We start from the raw sequence: 25,024 nt of genomic DNA, 5'->3' as shown, positions 1-25,024 counted from the left end.
TCCTTAATAAACTTCATACATACTATAAACTTTAATATTTTTTTCCTTCAAAGAGCTAAATAGTTTTGCCTTTTGATCAACTGTAACATTATCTGTTAAATAGTAGTCATATTGTTCATCATTCAAAAAATCAGCCTCTTCAATTTGATATCTATCCATTAAATTAGCTACTACTTTGTTTTGAGAACTATCAACCTTAAACCAATATTGTCTAGTAAAAATATCCTTAACACTCACAGAAACAGAATTCCAATCAGTTTTAAAAGGAGCTTCTTTTTTAGCTACAGCTACTAAATCATTGATAACACTATTAGCAGTAGGAAGTTTTCCAGCACCTGGACCATAATAAAATGACTTTCCAATCGCATAGCTTTCTATTTCGATACCATTAAATTCATTCTTGGTCTGGCCCAGCATACTATTCTCAGAAACTAGCATGGGCATTACAACTGGATAATAAGTACTATTTTGAGTTTCAAGTTTGGCAATAAGCTTCAGTGTATAGCCAAACTTTTTAATTACTGCTAGTTCTTTTTTATCTATTTCTGTAATACCCATCATTTTAATTTGATCAAGCTTTAAATTAATGCCAAAAGCAAGTCGTCCTAGAATAATTAGCTTATATGCCGCATCTTTTCCACTAACATCATTAGTTGGATCAGCTTCTGCAAAGCCTAGTTTTTGTGCCTCACTCAAAGCCTGCTCATATGACCAATTATTATCTGCCATCTGAGTCAGGATGTAATTGCTAGTACCATTAACAATACCAGAAATTTGTTTAATTTGATCTCCAACATAGTTCTGATTCAGAACCCTTAAAATGGGAATTCCACCAGCAACACTTGCTTCATAGAACAAGCGACCTTGATGTTCGTTAGCAATTGCCATTAATTCAGGTCCAAAACTTGCGACTAAATCTTTATTAGCTGTAATTACAGTACGCCCCTGCTTTAAAAGTTCTGATACATACTCTTTAGCTGGGTTAAGACCGCCCATAACTTCAATGACTACTTTAATATCCTGATCTTGACTAATTTGCTCAAAATCTGTAGTTAGATTTAAATCTGAGTATGAACTACGATACTTTGAAATATTTCTTACTAATACTTTAGACGTTGTAAATTCTGTATTAGTAATTTGTCTTATCTTTTCTTTACTATGTTTTAAAATATCAATTACACCGGAGCCAACCGTACCTAATCCGAGCATTGCAACTTCAATGGTTTTCATTCTAAAGGCCTCTTTAATAATTTTTTTATTTTTGATTGTATCATAGTCACTAAACAGGTTACAATGATAAGAACAAACATGTTTTAAGAAGGAGTAATTTATGCAATATCGTAGTACACGCGCTAACTTAAATTATCAATTAGATGCTCCCGCAGCTATTATCCAAGGATTATCACCAGAAGGTGGACTTTTTGTTCCAACTACTTTTCCTAAGCCAATTTTTGACTTAGAACAATTTAAAAATATGTCCTATCAAGAAATGGCTAAAAAAGTTTTAGCAACCTTTTTTGATGATTTTTCAGATGACCAACTTTCTCAAATTGTAGATGAAGCTTATGGTAATCAATGGGATGACAAAGAAATTGTCAAAATTGCTAAACATGCAAACAATTATTATCTGGAACTCTTTCATGGTCCAACGCTTGCCTTTAAAGATATCGCCTTACAAATACTTCCACGCTTAATGCATACAGCAATCAAAATTAAGCAAAATGATTCTGATATCATTATTCTAACTGCTACTTCAGGAGATACTGGTGGTGCAGCCATGAGTGGCTTTAAAGGTCAAGAACATACTCATGTTATTGTCTTCTACCCTTACGGCGGTGTAAGTCCTGTACAACTAAGACAAATGCTGGGACTTAAAGGCGATAACTTAACTGCAATTGCCATTAAAGGAAACTTTGACGATGCGCAGACTAATGTGAAGAAGATCTTTAATAATCAAGCTTTAGTTAAAAAATTAAAACTAAACAAATTACAATTTTCTTCCGCTAATTCAATGAATATTGGCCGTTTAGTTCCACAAATTGTCTATTATTTTTATAGTTATGTTCAACTAGTTAAAAATGGTGAAATAACAACCGGACAAAAAATTAACTTTTCGGTGCCAACTGGGAACTTTGGCGATATTCTTGCCGGCTACTATGCTAAAAAGTTGGGCTTACCAATTCATAAACTTATTTGTGCTTCTGATCAAAACAATGTTTTGACTGATTTCTTTAAAACTGGTACTTATGATCGTCAACGTAAGTTTTACTTAACTAACTCACCTGCCATGGATATCTTAGTTTCAAGTAATTTAGAACGACTTTTATTTGACCTTTATAATGAAGATTCTAATGAGTTAGCACAATTAATGAATGAACTAAATACTAAAGGAAAATACACGGTTAGCCCTATTGTTAAGGAAAAATTAAATCAATTATTTGCTGCTGGTTTTGCTACAGAAAACGAAGTTGAAGATGAAATTAACCGTATTTTTATAGCAGACCAGTATACGCTTGATCCTCATACAGCTGTCGCTTCTTTTGTAACCAAGAAATATCAAGAAAACAGCCTTGATCAAACGCCAACGGTGATTGTTTCAACTGCTAGCCCATATAAATTCCCTGAAACAGTCTTTCATGCTCTGACAGGAAAAGAAGTAAAAGAAAAAGGCGTTCCAGCCATTAAAGAACTGAATAGTTTTCTACAAGAAGACTTAAGCGGGAATGTAAATAATCTAATTCAAACTGGTAATTATCAAGAGCAAATAATTAAAGCCAGTGAAATGGAAAATACTTTACTTAATATTTTGGATATCTAAAAAAGGAATGAGTTAAAAACTCATTCCTTTTTTATAACCAATCATTAGCAACTAGTTTTTCAGCAATTTGAACAGTATTTCCAGCTGCGCCTTTTAATAAATTATCAGCTACAACCCACATATTAAAGGCTCCGGGTGTTTCTAAATCTGGCCTAATTCGACCAACAAAAGTATCGTTAGATCCAACTGCATTTAATGGTTGAGGATATTCTTGTTTTCTAAAATCATTCTGTACTTGAACTCCTGGGAAGTCTTTTAAAACCTTCTCTAGATCAGATACAGTAGCATTTTTATCTGCCAATTCAAAATAAACACTTTCGCCATGCGCAATTTCAACTGGAACACGAACACAAGTAGCTGTCACTTTAATATCAGCTGCATTCATATCGTTTAAGAGAATCTTCTTAGTTTCGTGAATCATCTTCCATTCTTCATGACTATAGCCATCATCTTCAAAAACATCAATTTGTGGCAATAAGTTAAATGCTAAAGGATAATGCTTTTTATCTCCTGCAGTTGGCAAAACTTCAGCTTCATCTCTAATATTTTTACCTGCCATATAATCTTTAGCTTCTTTGAATAACTCTTCTAAAGCTGCATGACCAGCACCAGAAGCTGCTTGATAAGTTGATACAATTACTCGCTTCAAACCAAATTTATCCATCATTGGTTTTAAGGCCATTACCATTTGAATGGTAGAGCAATTTGGATTAGCAATAATACCATGATGATTTTTAATTTCTTCACCATTAACTTCAGGAACAACTAATGGAACATCAGGATCCATTCTAAATGCACTAGTATTATCAATGCAGACACTGCCTCTCTTAACAGCCTCAGGCAAAAACTTTTTAGAAACTGCACCACCAGCAGAAGATAAAACTATGTCAACACCGGAAAATGATTCTGGTTTAGTTTCTTCAACTTCTACTTCTTGATCACGAAATTTTAGCTTCTTGCCAGCAGATCTTTTAGAAGCTAAAAATTTAACTTTTTTAACTGGAATAGTGGATTGCTCAAGTTGTTTGATCATTCGCTGTCCCACTAAGCCAGTTGCACCTAAGATAGCAACCGTAAATTCTTTTTTCATAATATGTCCTCATTTCTTTTATTTGTAGGTTATAATGATGCATAATATAAGTCAACTAGAATTTTTCAAGGAAGGATAACTAATCCGTATGAAAATAGCTAAATTCGGTGGCAGCTCCGTTGCTTCAGGTGCAAAAATTGCTCAAGTAATTAACATTTTAAATAACGACAATAAACGCCAAGTCGTAGTTATTTCCGCTCCGGGAAAAAGAAATAAGACAGATACCAAGGTTACTGATCTTTTGATTAAGTATGCAAATCTTACCCTTCGTAAACAAAACTGTGAAAAAATTCAAGCCCAAATTTATGCTCGTTATGCTGAAATTGGAGAATATTTTGACTTGAGTATGCAGGGACTTAACGAGATCAAAGCTTTAATTAATGATCTTCCTACTCATACTTTTCCTAATCGTGATTATTTGATGGCAGCATTTAAAGCTCACGGCGAATTTTTAAATGCTAAACTCTTAACAATGATTATGAAAAAACAAGGATTTAAGGTGCGACTTCTAACACCAAGACAAGCTGGTTTAGTTGTAACCGGCAGTCCAAATGATGCTTCTGTCAACCCTGAAACTTATGTTAATCTCCGCAATCTTGAACTCGACCCCACTGAAAAAATTATCTTTCCTGGATTCTATGGAATTTCACCTTCTGGAAATATTGCCACTTTTTCACGTGGTGGCTCAGACATTACCGGCGCTATTTTAGCACGCGGTTTTAATGCAGAATTATATGAGAATTTTACTGATGTAGATGCCATTTTTTCAGCTAATCCTGCTATTGTTTCTCATCCCGAGCCAATTAGCAAAATGACCTACCGTGAAATGCGGGAACTTTCTTATGCTGGGTTTTCTGTCTTTCATGATGAAGCTTTAATTCCTGCTATTCAAGCACAGATTCCAGTTAATGTAAAAAATACCCAGCATCCCGAAAGACCAGGAACAATGATCGTGCCAGAGACCAACTTTAAAGCTCAACATACAATCACTGGTATTGCGGGCGGTAAAAACTTTGCTGCCCTCTATTTACACAAGTACTTGTTAAATAAGGGGGCTGGTTTTACATTAAAGATCTTACAAATTCTTGATCAACATAAAGTTGCTTATGAACATATGCCTTCTGGAATTGACGATATTACAATTATTTTCAAAAAAGAAGATCTTAATGCGGAACTAATTGATCAAATTTGTAATGAAATTCAAGTTTCGCTTAATCCAGATCAAATGCAGTGGATCGATGATTACGCAATTACTATGGTTGTTGGTGAAGGAATGCGCGACAAGCTAAGCCTGTGTGCAAGTATTCTCTATCCCTTAGGTCAAAAGAACATTTCAATTCAAATGATTAATCAAGGCGCATCACAGATTTCAATCATGATTGGAACTAGAAGAGGCGATGCCGAAGAAGTTATTCGAACTATTTATCAAACATTTTTTAATTAAAAATAATATCAAAAAGAGCGGTGAATCAATTCATCGCTCTTTTCATTAGGTTTCTCATTACCAAATAGTTATTCTATTTTCTGGATCAAGCCACATACCATCTTCTGGAGTTACATTGTATGCCTCATAGAATTCTTCTTGGTTTTGGGCTGGAATATTAACTCTGGTTGGCTGCGGTGCATGTACATCAGATTGTACTTCAGCCTTAATTGATTCCGGACGTTGTTTTTGCATCCAGCTCTTAGCATAAGTTTCAAAGAGATCTTTCATCTCTCCGCCCTCTGTCTTATTAGCTGCAATTGCACAAGAAAGTCCACTTAAGTCAGCAATATTTTCAGAAACTACTTGCTTACCATTTAACTTAACTGGACCATATTGTAAGCCATCGAAAATATCAGCAACTGCCTTGGTACGCTTGTTAAATTCTGCAAAGTCTTCCTTAGTCCACCAATTTTTCATGTTGCCCTTTTCATCAAATTGGGCACCGTTATTGTCAAAAGCATGAGAAACTTCATGACCAATTGTTGCACCAATTCCGCCATAGTTAGCAGCACGAGATTGTTTTGCATCATAAAATGGAGCCTGCAAGATTCCTGCTGGGAAGGTTAAGTCATTCTTATAAGGATCGTAGCAAGCGTTGTTCAAGTTACCCGGCATTTCCCAAATACTTTTATCAGGCTTTTTATTTAATCTTTGAAGAATATCTTTAATTCTTTCTTGATTAATCAAAACATGGTTTTCGTATAAAGTCTTGTTTGGATCTACAACTAAATTATCAAAAAGAGCTCTATTCTTTTCAGGATAGCCAACCTTTAACTTTAAAGCCTTTAATTTGATAATAGCTTGTTTTTTAGTAGGCTCTGAAAGCCAGGTATTTTCTTGAATTCTTTGTTCCGTAAATTGCAATAATAAATTGAACACTTTTGGTTAAGCTGCTTGATAGATTCGATCTAATTCTCTTTCAAAGATTTCATCTGGTGTATGATAAGCTAAGATCTTTCTTGGCAATGAGTTGCACCAGGTTTCAATATCAATGATATTTTGTAAAGAATAGTTAGCTATTGCTTCTCCTTTAGGAATGAATCTGCGAATAAGACCATTGTGTCTTTCAACTGTTCCCTTATCACAAGAAGTGTAAGGATGGGCATAGTAAACCAGTGTATTGGAGGCTTCTTCTAGGTTGTACAGATCCGCAAATTCTGAACCATTATCAGTGGTAATAGTTTTAAAAATATCATTCCAGTGTTCACTGTATTGTCTTTGGAGTTCTTTAAAGGCTTGCATGACACTGATAGAAGTCTTGTCGGGAATACGAATAATTAAGAATTCACGACTCATGCGCTCAGATAAGGTTAACAGCACTTCATCATCTTTAGTCTTATGTCCAAGAACCAAATCGCATTCCCAATGACCGAATTCATTACGTTCACTAATTTCTTTTGGACGTTCTTCAATACTTCTGCCAAGCTTTTTCTTGTTTTTGCGAACACGATGAAGCTTGGTATTGCGTTTAAGCTTCTCAGGCAAGTCGTAATTATAAATGCCTAATAAGCCCTTATCAACGTAATTATAAAGAGTTTTGGTGCAGACAACATCGCTGCTAGAGAATTCGCCAGCAGCAGTGGCACGATTACTGCAAACATCAAGCGACCAACCGTCTTTAAAGAAATGTTTGTGGACATAGTGAATAAATTGAGTTTTTTTGAGAAAGTCTGATTTGCGCCCACAATTTTTACGATGAGCTTGATATACATCATGTCCTTGAGTAGCCTTGTATCTTTTGACTTTACCATGATACAGTTTTACAGTGCCACGTTTAATCTCATAACTGATAGTAGAAGGAGAACAGTTGAGTTCACGAGCAATTGCACGCAAAGAGCAGCCATCTTTCAAACGCAATTGAATAATAACTCGCTCTTCAAATGATAAATGCTTTCCTTTAACGTGCTGGTTCATGGTAGAATGTAAAGAGTCCATTTTGACCTTCAATAGAAAGTTTTTGTGGTTATTAACATTCTATCAAACAGGTCCGAATGGACTTTTTATTTTTCTAAAGTGTTCAATTTGATTTTACAATCAACGGAATTCTTTGTTCATAAACCTTAAGCATCTTTTTAATCATACTAATTACGTCAGCCTTGGCTTCGTCTCCGAGATAGGTCTTACCATAGTAAATGCCAATCACTTCATCAAAAGCCTCATTAGCTAGGCGATATGCATGCTTATCTTGAGATGGTAACTCTGGAACACCATAAACTGCTTGTCTGAATGGAAAAGCTGCTTCTCTAAAATCTTGAGATAAGTAAGTTGCACTTTTATTGATAAATTTAATAATCATCCAGCTCTTAAATTCATCGAATTCGCTCTCACTCAAGAAATCATTAATATGTTTAAAGTAACGTGGTTCTGCTACAATTACCCTTTCAGGCATTTCAGGCAAAAGCTGCTTTAAGAATGAATTGATATCGAACTGATCAAATTTTGCTTCAAAGTCAGACAAACTAGCTGGATTATACATTGCCACTTCATCAGCCCATTCTTCTGTTGACTTCAAAATCTTAGAAAGTTTTTTATCAAATTCAATTCCACTCTTAGCCCAAGTTCTAGCTTGTTCTTCACTTATTCCAGCCATAGTAAGCAATTTTACAGTTTGCTTCTCTAAGACAGAAAGTAACTTTTTAGCATCCGGAACTTGATAAGCGGTAGTATCTGGCAAGAAAAGCTGTGGTCCAGTTGCATATAAGGCATTATGATCTGTATCCTTCATATCCTCAGATACATAGATATCAAACGGTAGTTCATAGCCACTTGATATTAATTGAGCCGCTTCTTGATTAAATTCTTCAAAATTTTCCAAAGAAGTTAGTCTGCTTAAGTCTTTCTTAATTGGTTCTGCTTGATCCTTATTTCTCTTATCAAAATCAGCTGCCAACTTGTAGTAGTTAATTGCCTTTTCAAAGTTTGCTACATCAGGAAGCGGCTTCTTACCATTGGCAAAATCTTCAAAATCCTTCATAAGCTTGTCTTCAATTCGCATGTCTAAAATCAAATTAATTCCAGTTGAAGTTCTGTCGGCTGGAATTTTTGCTTTTGAAAGCCATTCAGAGTTAACTGCTAAGTATAAATTATCTTGCGGTCTAGTATTAACATCAGGCTTAGTTAAGTCACCTGCGCCCCCACGAACGCTGAAGTATCTTCTCATAATTCCTTACCTCATTTCTTTAATTAGGTAAATGATATCATTATTAAAGATATTAAGCTAATTTTTATTTTCTTGTTCCACCAATAATTGAGTAGTAGAAACTAAACGATGATATTTTTGTTCGTTATGATATAAATCAACAAAATCTTCTGGTCCATCTTCGATAAAAGGATCATTAGAATATGCCAAATAATTGAATGTTCTTGAATGGATAAAATTGTGTTCTGCATTTTCTAATGGGATTTATTCTTCTTTTGCCAAAATCTTGCTGACTTCTTGAGTAATAGCTTCAATATAAAGTGATCTTTCGTTATCTAGATTCTCCATATTTAACACCTTCAAGTTGTTATCGATATTATTCATTTTCTAATTCTAAACCACAAAAGAACCGTATGCATCTTCAACATGCACACGGTTCTTTTTTAATCTACTGACTTCAAAGCTTCAAGCATATTAACTTCCTTAATATCACGATTTACAAAAATTGCCATAATCGCTGTGATCAACATTGGAATTATTGCTGAAAAAAGATAGTTACTCATCAAAATTCCAGGTCTAAACATCGCATTCATCGGAGCCAAATTGTCAATAATAAAACTATGAAGCCAATTTCCAATTAAAAAGCCAAATAGAATACCAAAAATTGAAAGAATAATCGTCTCACGATAAATATATAGACTAGCTTCTTTATTATAGAAACCTAAAACTTTCAAAGTAGAAATTTCTCTCATTCGCTCTTCTAGATTTGTCGTAGTTAAGGTAAAAATTACAACAATTGCTAAAAGTGCTGCTAAGCCAATTAATAAGAACATTACCTTATCCATACTTTGAATTAGACTATCAATTATTTGCTTATTGCTAGTATTTAAATTAATTGCATTAACCGCTTCAGTTTTCATCAATGAATTAGCAAAATCATCAGTTTTAACGCCTGACTTTAATTCAATTAACTGGGCATTAGCATTCACTTTCTGATCAAAATACTTCTCATAGACATCCGAATTCATCAAAACATAATGTCCCATATACATTTCACAAATCCGACTAATTGGCAATTTAACTTTTTTACCATTATTAGTATTTAAAGTTAACTCATCGCCAGACTTTAAGTTCAAGAGATTAGCCAACTTTTCAGAAATAACCACGCCATGGTTATTCAAGTTAATTTTTTGACCTGACTGTCTATTTCTTAGATTAATGTAGTCGTTAATATTTTGATCTTTCTTTGGCACGATTATTGAAATATCTTGTTTTGTTCCATCAATCTTTTTAGTAATATTTTCAAAATGTACTGGCAAATACTTATTTACTTGTTTTGAATCAAGTTTTTGTTCTAATTTTCTGCTCTGATTTCCAGACAAATCCTTTTTATCGACCGCAATTAGATCATATTTAATCAGCTCACCATATTGCTTTTGACCAATACCAGCTAAAGAATCACGAATGCCAAATCCCATCATCAATAAACCGGTACATCCCGCAATACCTAAAATTGTCATGATCATTTTTACTTTATAACGAAAAATATTCCTTAACGTAACTTTATAGTTAAAGCCTAAACGTCGCCAAAGTGGTTTGATTCTTTCTAAGAAAATTCGCGAACCATTCTTCGGCGGTTTGGGTAACAATAATTCACTTGTTTTTGCTCTTAAAACAAAAAATAGTTGAATTAAAGCAGCTCCTGTCGTACATAAAACTGCAATGAAGATAGTTAAGAATAGATACTTCCATGAAAATAAAGTCTGAAAACTCGTCAGTGTTAGATTAGCAGTATAAGAATTGAATATTATTCGCGGTAATAACCAATAGCCTCCAATTGCCCCAATCAAAACGCCCGTTAAAGCGGCGGTTAAGCTATAAACAATAAATTTTAGACTAGTGTTTAACTTGCTATATCCCAAAGCCCTTAAAACACCAATATTTTGTCTTTCTTCGTCGATAAACCTTGTCATAGTTGAAAAACTAACTAAGGCAGCAACTGCAAATAGAAAAACTGGGAAAATATTAGTAATTAAGTCTATTTTTTCTGAATTTGACTGGTAAGTATCATAGCCAGGATCATTTTTACGATCATTAACATAATAAGAAACATTACCCAATTGCTTGATTTGCCATTTTTGCTTACTTAACTTGCTTTCCTGTTTTTCTAATTGAGCTTTTTGCTCAGCTACGTTTAAGCCATTACTTTCAGCTAATTGGACTTGCTGCTTAGCTTGATTAAGCTGCTTTTGAGCTAATACTAAATTCTTATCAAGTTCTGTTTTCTTTGTTTTACCATTTTTACTTAAGGCTTTAGTGAGCTTTTTCTTTTTATCATCAATGATCCTTTGATAAGCACTAGAATATGGGTCTAAATTTTTTGCCTGATAAAAGCGAATTCGAGCAATACTATAATTTGAAGAATTAAAAGCACTCTTTTTCACTACTGCAATTCCTGAAAGCTGACCAGTTCCAACAGTAGTTTGCCCAATATTGCTTTTATCCATATATTCGCTTGGTCGAATAAAACCAACAATCTTAAAACGATTAGTTTTCAAATTATTATGATTATCTAACTTAATCCATTCCCCTAAACGATATTTATCTTTAAGTAAATAACTAATCGCAATTTGTTTATTCTCGTTTGGCAACTTTCCACTAACTATTTGATTAGTGGAAACACTTTTAGTTTCTGATAAAACACGCAGGCTGATCTTAGAATTACTAACGGTTGTATCCTGCAAATATCCTAAATCTAATGTTGCATTTTTAGCGTGATTCCTAAGCGTCTGAAGATCTCTGTTATCAAGACCATAATTTGAACTGACTGTTAAATCTGCTAAATTTATATTTCGATAATACCTTTGGGCGGTATATCTCATATCAGGACCGGCCATCTTTAAGCTAATAAAGGCAAAAGCACTAACTGCCATTAGTAACATAATCCCAATAAAGCGTCCCCAAGAATTAGTGAGTGAATTTAAAGCATCTTTCCATAAAACTTTTTTACTCATGTCACTCACCTACCATTCAATTTTTTCAATATGCTGGGGATGAGCGTTATTTTCAACTTGCTTTATTTTTCCATCTTGAATCCTAATGACCTTGTCAGCTATTGGAGCTAAAGCCGTATTATGCGTCACAATAATAACTGTTGACTTTTTCTTTAAACTACGATCTTGTAGAATCTTAAGTACTTTTTTACCAGTCTGATAGTCTAAAGCTCCAGTTGGTTCATCACATAACAATAAAGCTGGGTTCTTAGCAATGGCACGCGCAATCGCAACTCGTTGCTGCTCTCCGCCAGAGAGCTGGGATGGAAAGTTATTGATCCTTTTTTCAAGTCCCACTTCTTTTAAGGCAACTTCTGCATCAAGCGGATTAGCCACTAACTCATTTGCCAGTTCTACATTTTCTTTAGCAGTTAAGTTAGGTATCAAGTTATAAAACTGAAAAACAAAACCAATTTCGTTCCTCCGATATTTGGTTAATTCTTTAGCAGAGTAATTCGCAATGTTATTTCCATTAACAATAACTTCCCCCCTAGTAACATTCTCCATGCCGCCTAAAATATTCAATAAAGTAGACTTGCCAGCACCAGATGATCCTAAAATAATTACCAATTCACCCTGCTCAATATCAAAGCTAAGATCTTTATTTGCCCAAACGGTAGTTGCTCCCGTGCCATACTTCTTTGAACAGTTTCTTAATTCAATAAAAGCCAATTTATTCATCCCCTATTTCTAGTCTTCCTATAACTATATTGTATGAAAAATTGACTAATTATATGAGTAAAAAGCACTGATATGAAAAGACTTTTTAGTAGTTCAACTAATTCTTATTAAAAATAAACTTTACTGCAATAAAAATAAGTATCAAAACACTAAAAATCAAACTTTCTATTATATTACCCTGCTTAACAGCTAAAATTAAAAAGCCACACAAAACAAAAAAAGTAATAAGCTTGCTTAAATTACCTCTAGACTTCATGATAAATACTTACTTCCCTCTTTAATCTAAAGAGTTGCCAGCTCATTATGATGCTTGCTAATAAAATTCTTTACCCAGTCTGGATTAGTTTTTGAATAATCACGTAGTGCCCAGCCAATTGCCTTATTAATAAAAAATTCGGAACTGCTTAAATTATTTTCTAAAATTGCGTTCAGTAATTTAACATTCATCTTATCTTTACGCAAAAGCTGATGCTCAATTGCTACTCTTCTAACCCAAAAGTCGTCATTTTTTGACCAAGCTAGCATCAACTCATTTACTCGCTCATCTCTTAAACCTATTTTTCCAATTGGTTTAATTAAACTATCAATTGTATCCCACCATTGTTTAGACTTTACATAATTAAAAATATGGTCAATGTCTTCAAAAGTGAGATATTTTTCTAATGCAATTAGATAATCGCAAACAAAATATTGAGCTTCACGATGTTCATCTGCCCATGCTTGATCTAAAAAATCCCAATCAATTTTTTTATTTGCTTTTTTTAACTTAATAAGGTCATGATAACTCTCTCTACGTTCTGGTGACTTCAAACCAAAAAACTTGAACTTATTTTTCAAATAGCTTTCCATTTGACTAGCTATTTCTGGATTGCTATTTTCGATTAACCTTTGTCTTAATTGTTGATACTTACTCATTTCTTTCCCTTCAGTTTCCTTACTTGTTAAAATAAATCTAATATTAGAGAGGATGATAATCATGAAAATTTTAATTGTCATCGATGATTATTTCAATAAAAGCAATGGCATGTCAATTTCTACACAACGCTTTGTTAAACAATTTCAAAAAATGGGGCACGAAGTGCGTGTCCTAGCTTCGATCGCTGGTGGAGAGCCTGACTATCCACTTCCAATAATGACGATTCCAATTTTTAAAAATATAATTGCTAAAGAAGGCTTTCATTTTGCTAAACCTGAAAAGAAAACCATTGAAAAAGCTGTTAAATGGGCCGATCTAGTACACTTGGAAGACCCCTTCCCAGTTTGCGCTTGTGCAGGTAAAATTGCTAAACGATTCAAGAAGCCAATTACTGGTACTTTTCACCTTTATCCTGAAAATTTAACTGCTTCTGTTCCTATCTTAGATCATCCTAGCATCAACTCCACTTTTATGAAGCTTTTTCGTGATACTACCTTTAATTATTGCAATTACTTGCAGTGTCCAACAGCTAAAGTCAAACAAAGATTACAAAAATATCATTTCAAATCTAAATTAATAACTATTTCAAACGGCATTAGCGATTATTACTTACAAGATAATCAGCGAGAACTTAAAAATGACTCCTTCACGATTCTTTCGATTAGACGCTTTTCTAATGAAAAAGATCAAAAGACCCTTATTAAAGCTATTTCACTCAGCAAACATAAAAACAAAATCTGTCTCATCTTAGCAGGTAAAGGGCCATTAAAGTCTGAATATATTGAACTTTGCCGCAAATTAAAAATTAATGCCCAGCTTGCTTTTTATAGCAGAGATGAACTAAAACAGGTAATGAAACAATCAAATATTGTTGTTCATTGCGCTAATGTCGAAGTAGAAGGAATGGCTTGTATGGAAGCCTTTGCAACTGGCTGTGTTCCAGTAATTGCAGAAAGTCCACTTTCTTCGACTAGCGCCTATGCTTTAAGTCCTCAAAATCGTTTTCCAGCTGGCAATAAGCAAATTTTAGCGCTGAAAATTGATTACTGGATTACTCACCCTCAAGACTTAAAAATAATGAGTTCAAATTATCAAAATTATGCTAAATCACTTTCGATTGAAAACTCGGCTACCAAGGTTTTAGCAATGTTTGAAAAAGCTCAAAAAAATTATGTTTCAAACTAATATTCAAACATACAAATCTGTGATATCCTTATGTTAAATCTTTCACAAAAAGGAGGAAACTTTTTAATGTCCATCAAGAAGTTAGAAAACAGTAGTGACCACGCAATGGTTGCCGAAGAGGTTAAAATTTTAACCAACTTGCTTAATGAAAGTACGCGTCAATTGAGCGGCGACGTTGTTTTTAATAAGATCCAAGACTTGATCAAGATTTCTGCTCAAAAAGACTACGATGCTCTTGAAAAGCAAATTGCTAGTTTAACTAATCAAGAGATGATGGTGGTTGCTCGCTACTTTGCAACCCTACCCTTATTAGTTAATATTTCTGAAGATGTGGAATTAGCAAGTGAAGTTAACTTGCTCAATAATACTGATCAAGATTATCTTGGCAAACTTGAAGATACAATTGATTTAGTTGCACAAAAAGAGAACGCTCGTGAAATCTTAAAGCATGTTAATGTTGTACCAGTTTTAACGGCTCATCCTACTCAAGTTCAAAGAAAAACCGTTCTTGAATTAACCGATCAGATTCACGGCTTATTACGTAGCTATCGTGAAGTTAAGAATGGAACTATCAATCAGGCTGAATGGACTGAAAAGCTTCGTGCCTATATTGAAATTTTAATGCAAACAGATATTATTCGTAGTCACAAGTTGCAAGTATCTAACGAAATTACTAATGTTTTAGCTTACTATCCTAAGGCGTTAATTCCAGCAATTACCAAGTTTACGGCTCGCTATCAAGAATTAGCTAAAAAACATAATTTAGATCTTAAAGGCGCAACTCCAATTACGATGGGAATGTGGATTGGCGGCGACCGGGACGGTAACCCTTATGTAACAGCTGATACATTAAAGCTAAATGCAGGTTTACAAAGCCAAGTTATTTTTGAATATTACATCAAAAAACTAAATAAACTTTACCGCACTATTTCAATGTCTACGTCTTATATGAAAACTTCCTCAGCTGTTGAAAAACTTTCAGAGCTCTCAAACGACGACTCACCATTTAGAACCAATGAACCTTATCGCCGTGCCTTTTACTATATTGAGAGTCGCTTGCTTCATACTGAATACCAACTTTTGGGTACAGCTGATAAAAATAGTTTTGTTAAAAAGCGTGACTTAGAAAACTTAGATAAGATTCCTGTTTATAAGAATCCTCAAGATTTCAAAGCGGATTTAATTACAATCAAAGAATCACTTGAACAAGATCATGACCAGGCAGTCATTAAAAGTTTCTTTACTGAGCTTTTAGAAGCAATTGATATTTTCGGCTTTCACTTGGCAACAATTGATATGCGGCAAGATTCTAGCGTAAACGAAGCATGTGTGGCTGAGTTACTCAAGAGTGCTGGAATTTGTGATAATTACAGTGATTTACCAGAAAAAGAAAAAGTTCAAGTCCTACTTAAAGAACTAAATGACGATCCACGTAATCTACATGCTAATAACAAGCCTAAGTCTGACCTACTTCAAAAAGAATTAAAAATTTACAAGACTGCACGTCAACTTAAAGATCGCATCGGCGAAGACGTAATTAAGCAGCATATTATTTCTCATACGGAAAGCGTTTCTGACCTATTAGAGCAAGCAATTATGCTCAAAGAATACGATCTTTTAGACAATCAAGGTGCCCGCATCCAAGTAGTTCCATTATTTGAAACAGTTGAAGATTTAGAAAACTCCCGCGAAATCATGAAAGAGTTTTTGAACTTAGATATTGTTAAAAAATGGCTTGCTTCTCAAAACAATTACCAAGAAATTATGCTCGGCTATTCTGATTCAAACAAAGACGGTGGCTACTTAGCTTCTTGCTGGAATCTCTATAAGGCTCAAAAAGATTTAACTGCAATGGGCAAAAAATTAGGCGTTAACATTACCTTTATGCATGGACGTGGCGGAACTGTTGGACGAGGCGGTGGTCCTTCATATGAAGCCATTACTGCTCAACCTTTTGGTTCAATTAATGATCGGATTCGAATGACTGAACAAGGTGAAATCATTCAAAATAAATATGGTAATCAAGATACTGCCTACTACAACTTAGAAATGCTTGCTTCAGCAACGATTGACCGAATTGTTTCTAAGCAAATCGTAAGCGAAGATGATATTGGCGGCTTCCGTGATTCAATGGATAAGATTGTACTTGATAGTAATAAAGTTTACCGTAAATTAGTTTTCGAAACGCCTGCCTTTCTTGACTACTTCTTACAAGCTACTCCAATTAAACAAATTTCCAACTTAAATATTGGCTCTCGCCCAGCTGCAAGAAAGAAAATCACTGACTTCTCTGGGTTAAGAGCTATTCCATGGGTATTCTCCTGGTCACAGAGTAGAATTATGTTTCCAGGTTGGTATGGGGTTGGATCTGCCTTTAAGCACTTTATTGATTCCGATTCTCACAACTTAGAAACATTACAAAAGATGTATCAAGGCTGGCCATTCTTCCATTCCCTACTTTCTAACGTAGATATGGTTTTATCAAAATCTAACATGGATATTGCCAAGCAATATGCGGACTTATGTGAAGATGAAGATACTAAGAATGTCTTTGACACTATCTACCAAGAATGGAAACTTACCAAAGAAGTTATTCTTCAAATTGAAGGTAATAAGGAGCTACTAGCTGATAATCCAAGCCTTCAAATGAGTTTAAATTACCGGATGCCATACTTTAATATTCTTAACTACATTCAGATTGAGATGATTAAACGGGATCGTGTTGATGACATTGCTGGTGTTTACGAAAGCATCTTACCAATTACTATCAATGGTGTAACTTCTGGCTTACGTAATTCGGGATAGTTTTAAGAATTTTATTTTGAGGAAAGCAACATGACAAAAGCACTATTAATTATTGATTATACTAATGATTTTATTGCAGATAATGGTTCTCTTACCTGCGGCAAACCTGCCCAAGATTTGGAAGATTATTTAATTGAGCTTGCAGATAAATTTTATGAAAACGGTGATTACGTTATTTTCCCAACTGACGGTCATACCGGAGATAAATTTAGCCCTGAATACAAGCTTTTCCCGCCACATAATATTGTCGGCACCCCGGGACAAGAACTTTATGGCAAATTAAAAGATTGGTACGAAAGTCATAAGTCTAGCGAACGTATTTATAAGTTTAATAAAAATCGCTACTCTTCTTTCCAAAATACCAATCTTGATAATTACCTACGTGAACGTAAAATCGATGATCTTTGGCTAACCGGTGTATGTACTGATATTTGTGTACTTCATACCGCAGTGAGTGCCTATAATTTAAATTATGGCATCACCATTCCAACTAAAGGCGTTACAACATTTACCGAGCATGGACAAGAATGGGCATTAGACCACTTCAAGAATTCACTTGGTGCAAAAGTAATATAATGTTATGAACGAAAAATATTACTATGAGATAATGTCACAAAATTAAATAAAAAGAATAAGCTGTATTACCTGTTCTAGAAGATAATACAGCTTATTTTCTTTGATTAAAATTTCTATTTTAAATTGATTAATTCAATACTATCAACACCGTCAATTTCACTGACATTAACGGACACTTGTTCATTAAGAGAGGTTGGAATATTTTTACCAACAAAATCAGCTTTGATCGGTAATTCTCGATGTCCTCGATCTACTAAAACAGCTACAGAAATCGATTTGGGTCGTCCATTTGCTATCAAGGCATCCATCGCTGCCCTAATTGTGCGACCGGTATAAAGAACGTCGTCTACTAAGACAACATTTTTGTTAGTAATATCTAAGTCCATCGGCTCTAAATCAGGTATTTTTTCCTGACTAAAATCATTTTTCCGATCATCCCGATAAGGTGTAATATCCAATTCACCTACTGGAACGTCGACTTTTTCGACCTCTTTAAGTCGATCACGCATTCTGCGAGCCAAATACACTCCACGCGTCTTAATACCGACTAAAACTAGATCTTCTACTCCCTTATTTCTTTCAATAATTTCATACGTAATTCTGACAAGAGCTCGCTTCATTGCAAGCTTATCCCAAATTTCTTTTGCCATTGTATCTCTTCTCTAATCAAGGATTTCTTATTTTAAGGCGTCTGTCGCAAATGATCTATTTTCAAGAGAAGTTAAAAGCGCGTCAGCTGTGTCAAGAGCAGTTAACAAGGGAACATTTTGTTGAATAGCCATCTGTCTAATAATAAATCCATCTGAGTTCTTTTCAATATCATGTCCCATAGTATTAATCACTAAGTCGATCTTCCCATCCCTCAGTTCATTCAAGATATTATCATCTGCATTTTCGTTTTCATGAACTTTGGTTACTAGATCAACATGCAAGCCATTATTCTTTAAAAAGTCAGCTGTCCCTTTTGTCGCAAAAATTCGATAACCAATTCTAGCAAAACGCTTAGCAATTGGTAAAATCTTATCTTTATCTCTATCTTCAATTGTCAATAAAACATTTCCGTTTTCAGGTAGCTGCATCTTTGCTCCTGCAAAGGCCTTATAAAGTGCTTTGGCAAAGGTATGGTCGCTTCCCATTACTTCACCAGTGGACTTCATTTCAGGTCCAAGATATGAATCCACATCTGCCAACTTACTAAAGCTAAACACAGGAGCCTTAACGCTAATCATTTCTGGCTCTGGAGCAAGACCATCGCTGTAGCCTTGCTCTGCTAAGCTTTCACCCATAATTACTCTAGTTGCAACTTGCGCCATTTCAATTCCAGTTATTTTGCTCAAAAACGGCACTGTTCTACTTGCCCGAGGGTTTACTTCGATTACGTAAACTTCACCATCTCTAACAATAAACTGAATATTCATAATTCCAACACAATTAAGAGTAAGCGCTAATTTCCGAGTAACGTCCATAATCTTCTCTTTGACGTCATCAGTAAATGTTTGTGGTGGATATACTGCCATTGAGTCACCTGAGTGAACACCTGCATGTTCAATATGTTCCATAATTCCAGGCAATAGTACATCTTTACCATCGCAAATTGCATCAACGTCGCATTCACGACCATCTAAATAATCATCAACCAAAATTGGATGATCTGCTGCAATATCTACGTGATCATGTAAATATTCTTCTAGTTCGCTCTTGTTATAAACAATTTCCATTGCTTTTCCACCCAGCACATAACTTGGACGAACTAAGACTGGGTATCCTAACTCTTCAGCTGCTTTAATTACGCCATCATGCGTTGTAGCAGTTAAGCCTTTCGGTTGATTAAGTTGAAGCTTTTTAATAATTTGGTCAAATAGTTCACGATCTTCTGCACGGTTAAGATCTTTAACTGTCGTTCCAAGGATCTTAACTCCATGTTTTTCTAAACCAGCTGCTAAATTAATAGAAGTTTGACCGCCGAATTGAACAATGACACCTTCTGGCTTTTCTAAGTCGCAAACATTCAAGACATCTTCTAATGTTAAAGGTTCAAAATACAGTTTATCTGAAATTGAAAAGTCAGTTGAAACAGTTTCCGGGTTTGAATTAATTACAATTGCTTCATAACCCATTTTTTGTAGTGCTTTAACACAGTGAACTGTGGCATAATCAAACTCAACTCCCTGTCCAATTCTAATTGGGCCAGAACCAATAACAATAACTGATTTCTTTCCAGACTTATGTGATTCATTTTCACCATCATAAGTTGAATAGAAATAAGGTGTTTTGGATTCAAATTCAGCTGCACAGGTGTCAACCATCTTATAAACTGGAATGATATTTTGCTTTTTACGTAAGTCTCTAACTTGATCAGCCTTTTCATCCCATAAAGCAGCTATAGTTGGATCGCTAAAGCCATATTTTTTAGCTAAACGTAAAGTCTCAAGATCATCCTTATTTTCTTTAATGGTCTTCTCCATTTCAACCATATGACTCACAATATCTAAGAAATAAAAGTTAATCTTCGTTAATTCGTGTACATCTTCAAGACTGTACCCTCTTCTAAATGCCTCAGCTAAGTAAAAGAGACGATCATCTTGTGCTCTAACTAGCTTTTGTTCAATTTCTTCATCACTTGCCCGATGAGCTTTTTCTGAATATAAATCTTTTTCATCAATTTCAAGTGACCTTACTGCTTTCTGCATTGCTTCTTCAGCAGTTCGACCAATTGCCATTACTTCACCGGTTGCTTTCATTTGTGTACCCAAAGTACGATCAGCTTTAGAGAATTTATCAAATGGCCAGCGTGGAATTTTGCAGACAACATAGTCTAATGCTGGTTCAAATTCCGCATAAGTTGTTCCGGTTACAGGATTCTTAATTTCATCTAAAGTCATTCCGATTGCAATTTTGGCTGCCATCTTAGCAATTGGATAACCAGTTGCTTTTGAAGCAAGAGCACTTGACCTTGACACTCTTGGATTAACTTCAATCACGTCATAATCAAAACTATTTGGGTCTAAAGCTAGCTGCACATTACAACCACCTTCAATTTTAAGAGCACGAATTAAACGTAAAGAGCAATCTCTAAGCATTTGGTATTCTTTATCGCTTAAAGTTTGACTAGGTGAAAAGACAATTGAATCTCCTGTATGAATACCAACTGGATCAAAATTTTCCATGCAGCAAACGATCATTGCATTATCGTCATGGTCACGCATTACCTCAAACTCAATTTCTTTATAGCCAGCGATGGATTTTTCAATTAAACATTCAGTCACTGGAGAAAGCTCTAAACCATTCTTAGCAATTTCAGCTAATTCTTCATGACTATGGCAGATTCCGCCACCAGTTCCACCCATCGTAAATGCTGGTCTAACAATGATTGGATATCCAATTTCATCACCAAATGCAAGAGCATCTTCTACTGTATTAACAGTTTTTGAAGGAGGAACAGGTTCGCCTAATTTTTTACATAATTCTTTGAATTTTTCTCTATCTTCTGCTTCTTCAATCGAAGAAAGCTTTGTTCCTAGTAATTCAATACTTAATTCGTCTAAAATTCCAGTTTTAGCCAAAGCTAGCGCCATATTTAACCCAACTTGGCCGCCAAGAGTTGGCAGAATTGCATCAGGATATTCCTGTCTAATTATTCTAGAAATTGATTCTACTGTTAGTGGTTCAATGTAAACCTTATCAGCAATGGTTGTATCAGTCATAATTGTCGCTGGATTTGAGTTGACCAAAACCACTTCATAACCTTCTTCACGAAGAGCTAAGCAAGCTTGAGTACCTGAATAATCAAACTCAGCAGCTTGACCAATAATAATTGGACCAGAACCAATCACCATAATTTTATGAATATCTGTTCTTTTAGGCATGACGCTCTTCTTCCTTTCTTTGGTCAATCATTGACATGAAATCATCAAATAATGAATCTTCATCATGAGGTCCTGGTGTTGCATCAGGGTGGAATTGCACTGAAAATGCTGGATACTTTTTATGGCGTAAACCTTCAACAGTCCCGTCATTTACTTCAACATGCGTAATCATCAGATTTTCTTTATCAATTGAAGCAGGATCAACTGCATAACCATGATTTTGCGAAGTAAAACCAATATTTCCAGTTGCAATTTCTCGTACTGGATGGTTAAAACCACGGTGTCCAAATTTCATCTTGTAGGTTTTAGCACCATTAGCAAGTGCAAAAACTTGGTGCCCCATACAAATTCCAAACAAAGGAACATGTTTTTCAACTTCTTGAACCATCTTTGTAGCTTCAACCATTTCTTCTGGATCTCCAGGTCCATTAGATAGGAGCACGCCATCTGGATTAAGACTTAAAATTTCATCAGCGCTTGCAGTGTAAGGTAAAACAATGCAATTACAATCTCTTTCAGCTAACTCTCGTAAAATACTATGCTTAATTCCAAAATCAACTACAACAATGTTACGTTTAGAGCCTGGAACTGGATAAGAGTTCTTAGTTGAAACACGGCTAATTACACCTTGAGTAATGTTTTGCTCTTTTAATTCTTGAGCAATCTTAGTGGCGTCTTCTTTAGAATCAGTAATCTTTCCTTTTAAGGTACCGTGAATTCGAAGTTTCTTAACCAATTCACGCGTATCAATTCCTTGTAAGCCAGGAATATTTAATCTTTCTAAAAATTTTGGCAAAGTTGTTTGCATTCTCCAATTATCTGGATGACGAGCAACTTGATGACATACTACACCCTTAATTTGCGGTTCAAGTGATTCATAGTCTGCTAAGGTAATCCCATAATTACCAATTAAGGGATTAGTAAAAACCAAAATCTGGTCAGCATAACTTTGATCAGTAATTGCCTCTTGATAACCAGTCATACCCGTTGTAAAAACAACTTCACCGCTGCTTTCGCAGTCAGCCCCAAAGGCTTCTCCTTCATAAATACTGCCATCTTCTAAAATTAAATAGCGCTTCATTTTGTTCCCCTTTGATATACAACTTCACCGTCAACAAGCGTCATCACTGTTTCACCATATACTTTTTGACCAGTAAATGGTGTATTTACACCTTTTGATTTAAAATCTGCTTCCTTAATTTCGGTTTTATGCTCAATATCAAAAATTGCAATATCTGCATTTTTACCAGGTTCAAGAACACCTGCATTCTTAATTCCAAACACTTTAGCTGGTTTGTCACTGAGAAGTGCAAATAATTGTTCAAGCCTTAAAACTTTTTCTTCTTTTACAAATTTAGTATAAAGTGTACTAAAAGCCGTTTCGCTTCCAGTAATTCCAAAAGCAGCGTCTTTCATGCCGCCCTGCTTTTCTTTTTTTGCATGTGGTGCATGATCAGTAGCAATCAAGTCAATTGTTCCATCTAGCAAACCAACTAGAAGAGCTGCTTGATCTTCTTTATTTCTTAGTGGCGGATTCATTTTGAAGTAACCATTGTCTTTAGGAATATCGTTATCAGTCAATAAAATGTGGTGCGGAGCAACTTCACAAGTTACGTTAATTCCACGTGCTTTAGCTAGGCGCACCAGTTCAACGCTTGTCTTAGTTGAGACATGGCAAATGTGATAGTGAACTCCAGTCTTTTGTGCTAAAAGTAGGTCACGCGCAATTTGAGTAGTTTCCGCAAGCTCAGTAACGGGTGGTAAATCAAGTCTTTCTGCTGTTATACCTTCGTTCACAATTCCTTTGTTAAAAAGCGAATCGTCCTGGGCATGAGTTGCAATGATTAAGTTGTTTTCTTTAGCTTTTTGCATTGCTAAATACATGGTTTGCGCAGTTTGTACGCCGTGGCCATCATTACTCAAGGCAAAGGCACCGGCTTTTTTCAATGCTGCATAATCAGGAATAATATCAGTTGTTTCATCGTTAGTTATTGGGCCATATTGAAAAATATGAACTACACCTTTACTCTTGTTTTCCTCCACCATCTTCTTCATTAATTCAGGTGTATTAGGAACCGGAGTAACATTTGGCATTGCACCGACGGTTGTAAAACCACCACGTGCTGCAGCTTGACTACCAGTTTTAATATCTTCTTTATAAGTTTGACCAGGATCACGGTAGTGAACATGAACATCGACTAATCCCGGACTAACAAGCATTCCTTGGGCATCAATGACATTTTCTGCATCTAAATCTATTCCAATCGCCTTTATTTTTTTACCTTCAATTAAGACATCAGCTTTAATTAAGCGGCCATTTTGATAAACTGTTCCATTTTTTATTACAGTTGCCATTACTTAAGTCCTCCTAGTCTTCTTCCGCGCAAAACTGCTTCTATCATCGCCATTCTCATAAACACACCATTTTGCATTTGACGCGTAAACATACACTTATCGCTTTCAACTAAGTCTCCACTTAATTCAACGTCGTGATTAATCGGGCCTGGGTGCATAATAATTGTGTCAGGCTTTAGTTCTTGGTAGCGTTTATGATTAATTCCATATTCTTCATGATATGCTTTGGCATCAAAGCTCTTTTCATTCGGATCACCGCTGTGTCTTTCATGTTGAACTCTCAAGAGCATCATGACATCCATTTCAGGAACTAGCTTGTCTAATTTCTCATATTTTCCATACTTATCATATTCACTTGAATACCAGTACTCAGGACCTGAGAAGTAAACCTGTGCACCTAATCTTGTCAACAATTCCATATTGCTTTTGGCCACGCGTGAATTAGTAATGTCTCCAACAATAGCCACTTTCAAGCCTTTAAAATGACCAAAGTGTTCATGAATTGTCATCATATCTAATAAGCATTGACTAGGATGTTGTCCACTGCCATCACCTGCATTAATTACGCCAATATTTAAATATTGATTCTTCTTTGGATGAATGAGATCTTGATAGTATTCATTTTGTGAGTGACGAATTACCTCAATATTTACCCCAACAGCGTCCATAATCAACGAGGTATCATATAATGTTTCACCTTTATTAACTGAAGAATGTGCTGGATCAAAAGGAATTACTGTTAAGCCTAATTTTCTTTCAGCCATTTCAAAACTAGTATGCGTCCTGCTTGAATCTTCAAAAAACATATTTGAAATATAAACTGGCTGAGTTAAACGCGGTGTTGCTCCACCATTTTTAAAGTACTCTGCTCGCTTAATTAAAGCTTCAACTTCTTCAACACTTAAATTTTCTACACTAACAAAATGTGGTAAACTGACAAGATTTAATTTTTCCATTTTTTATTCTTTCTAAAACAAAAGGCCTGAAGCATTTAATTGCTCCAGGCCTATTTTTCGTATTCTGGTACACGAAAAATATAGCAACCCTTCTGGCC

The 25,024-nt window shown here is 35.1% G+C and carries 17 protein-coding genes and 2 pseudogenes; 5 read left to right on the top strand and 14 right to left on the bottom strand.

Annotation, left to right across the window (positions count from 1 at the left end):
- Positions 1-3: 3 nt before the first annotated feature.
- Complete coding sequence (locus tag F3I00_RS04850; protein WP_020807891.1) at positions 4-1,230, bottom strand: homoserine dehydrogenase; 1,227 nt, start codon at positions 1,228-1,230, stop codon at positions 4-6.
- Positions 1,231-1,330: 100 nt separating this feature from the next.
- On the opposite strand from F3I00_RS04850, the gene thrC reads away from it, so the two are divergent.
- Positions 1,331-2,818, top strand: coding sequence for a threonine synthase (gene thrC / locus F3I00_RS04845; protein ID WP_020807892.1), 1,488 nt, complete (start codon positions 1,331-1,333; stop codon positions 2,816-2,818).
- 31 nt (positions 2,819-2,849) lie between these two features.
- Here thrC and F3I00_RS04840 read toward each other — a convergent pair whose 3' ends face one another.
- A complete protein-coding gene (locus F3I00_RS04840; RefSeq protein WP_020807893.1) occupies positions 2,850-3,908 on the bottom strand; it encodes an aspartate-semialdehyde dehydrogenase in 1,059 nt (352 codons plus the stop codon).
- A gap of 88 nt (positions 3,909-3,996) precedes the next feature.
- Here F3I00_RS04840 and F3I00_RS04835 point away from each other — a divergent pair, with 88 nt between their 5' ends.
- Entirely contained in the window at positions 3,997-5,352 is a 1,356-nt protein-coding gene (locus tag F3I00_RS04835) for an aspartate kinase (RefSeq protein WP_020807894.1), read from the top strand.
- A 57-nt stretch (positions 5,353-5,409) separates the two neighbouring features.
- Here F3I00_RS04835 and F3I00_RS04830 read toward each other — a convergent pair.
- From F3I00_RS04830 to F3I00_RS04805, 7 genes and pseudogenes are all read right to left on the bottom strand, one after another.
- Positions 5,410-6,261: pseudogene (locus F3I00_RS04830) on the bottom strand (M13-type metalloendopeptidase); the annotation flags it as partial.
- Between the two features lie 18 nt (positions 6,262-6,279).
- Positions 6,280-7,329, bottom strand: a complete 1,050-nt coding sequence (locus tag F3I00_RS04825; protein WP_087261310.1) for an IS30-like element ISLga1 family transposase — start codon at positions 7,327-7,329, stop codon at positions 6,280-6,282.
- A gap of 106 nt (positions 7,330-7,435) precedes the next feature.
- Positions 7,436-8,554, bottom strand: a pseudogene (locus tag F3I00_RS04820) (M13 family metallopeptidase N-terminal domain-containing protein); the annotation flags it as partial.
- 57 nt (positions 8,555-8,611) lie between these two features.
- A complete protein-coding gene (locus F3I00_RS10905) occupies positions 8,612-8,743 on the bottom strand; it encodes a hypothetical protein (RefSeq protein ID WP_020807287.1) in 132 nt (43 codons plus the stop codon).
- Positions 8,744-8,976: 233 nt separating this feature from the next.
- The gene (locus tag F3I00_RS04815; RefSeq protein ID WP_020807288.1) at positions 8,977-11,547 is read right to left on the bottom strand and encodes an ABC transporter permease; all 2,571 of its coding nucleotides are present in this window, start codon (positions 11,545-11,547) and stop codon (positions 8,977-8,979) included.
- A 9-nt stretch (positions 11,548-11,556) separates the two neighbouring features.
- Positions 11,557-12,258: an ABC transporter ATP-binding protein gene (locus F3I00_RS04810; protein WP_020807289.1), complete on the bottom strand. Its 702-nt coding sequence runs from the start codon at positions 12,256-12,258 to the stop codon at positions 11,557-11,559.
- A 291-nt stretch (positions 12,259-12,549) separates the two neighbouring features.
- Entirely contained in the window at positions 12,550-13,182 is a 633-nt protein-coding gene (locus F3I00_RS04805) for a DNA alkylation repair protein (RefSeq protein ID WP_035425606.1), read from the bottom strand.
- Between the two features lie 61 nt (positions 13,183-13,243).
- On the opposite strand from F3I00_RS04805, the gene F3I00_RS04800 reads away from it, so the two are divergent.
- The 3 genes from F3I00_RS04800 to F3I00_RS04790 all read left to right on the top strand — a co-directional run bounded on the left by F3I00_RS04800 (position 13,244) and on the right by F3I00_RS04790 (position 17,749).
- Positions 13,244-14,368, top strand: a complete 1,125-nt coding sequence (locus F3I00_RS04800; RefSeq protein WP_020807292.1) for a glycosyltransferase — start codon at positions 13,244-13,246, stop codon at positions 14,366-14,368.
- Between the two features lie 66 nt (positions 14,369-14,434).
- Positions 14,435-17,173 (top strand): phosphoenolpyruvate carboxylase, encoded by a 2,739-nt coding sequence (ppc, locus tag F3I00_RS04795; protein ID WP_113779165.1) that lies wholly within the window; start codon positions 14,435-14,437, stop codon positions 17,171-17,173.
- A 30-nt stretch (positions 17,174-17,203) separates the two neighbouring features.
- Positions 17,204-17,749 carry an isochorismatase family cysteine hydrolase gene (locus tag F3I00_RS04790; protein ID WP_020807294.1) on the top strand — a complete coding sequence of 182 codons (546 nt, stop codon included), beginning with the start codon at positions 17,204-17,206 and terminating at the stop codon, positions 17,747-17,749.
- A gap of 113 nt (positions 17,750-17,862) precedes the next feature.
- Here the strand turns inward: F3I00_RS04790 and pyrR are convergent, their stop codons facing one another.
- Genes pyrR through F3I00_RS04765 form a run of 5 tightly spaced genes read right to left on the bottom strand, consistent with a single transcriptional unit; the run spans position 17,863 to position 24,926 of the window.
- On the bottom strand, positions 17,863-18,399 hold the full coding sequence (pyrR, locus tag F3I00_RS04785) for a bifunctional pyr operon transcriptional regulator/uracil phosphoribosyltransferase PyrR (protein ID WP_003648947.1): 537 nt from the start codon (positions 18,397-18,399) through the stop codon (positions 17,863-17,865).
- A 27-nt stretch (positions 18,400-18,426) separates the two neighbouring features.
- On the bottom strand, positions 18,427-21,615 hold the full coding sequence (carB, locus tag F3I00_RS04780; protein ID WP_020807295.1) for a carbamoyl-phosphate synthase large subunit: 3,189 nt from the start codon (positions 21,613-21,615) through the stop codon (positions 18,427-18,429).
- A complete protein-coding gene (locus F3I00_RS04775; RefSeq protein ID WP_020807296.1) occupies positions 21,608-22,696 on the bottom strand; it encodes a carbamoyl phosphate synthase small subunit in 1,089 nt (362 codons plus the stop codon). The genes carB and F3I00_RS04775 overlap by 8 nt, the downstream gene beginning before the upstream one ends.
- Positions 22,693-23,970 (bottom strand): dihydroorotase, encoded by a 1,278-nt coding sequence (locus F3I00_RS04770; RefSeq protein WP_020807297.1) that lies wholly within the window; start codon positions 23,968-23,970, stop codon positions 22,693-22,695. The genes F3I00_RS04775 and F3I00_RS04770 overlap by 4 nt, the downstream gene beginning before the upstream one ends.
- Positions 23,970-24,926 (bottom strand): aspartate carbamoyltransferase catalytic subunit, encoded by a 957-nt coding sequence (locus F3I00_RS04765; RefSeq protein WP_020807298.1) that lies wholly within the window; start codon positions 24,924-24,926, stop codon positions 23,970-23,972. The genes F3I00_RS04770 and F3I00_RS04765 overlap by 1 nt, the downstream gene beginning before the upstream one ends.
- Between the last annotated feature and the right edge of the window lie 98 nt (positions 24,927-25,024).

The sequence above is a fragment of the Lactobacillus sp. JM1 genome (genome assembly GCF_009834385.1).
GTDB classification, from domain to species: Bacteria; Bacillota; Bacilli; order Lactobacillales; family Lactobacillaceae; genus Lactobacillus; species Lactobacillus paragasseri.
Note: the sequence above shows the minus strand (reverse complement) of the source record. Positions and strands in the feature narration are given on the sequence as shown.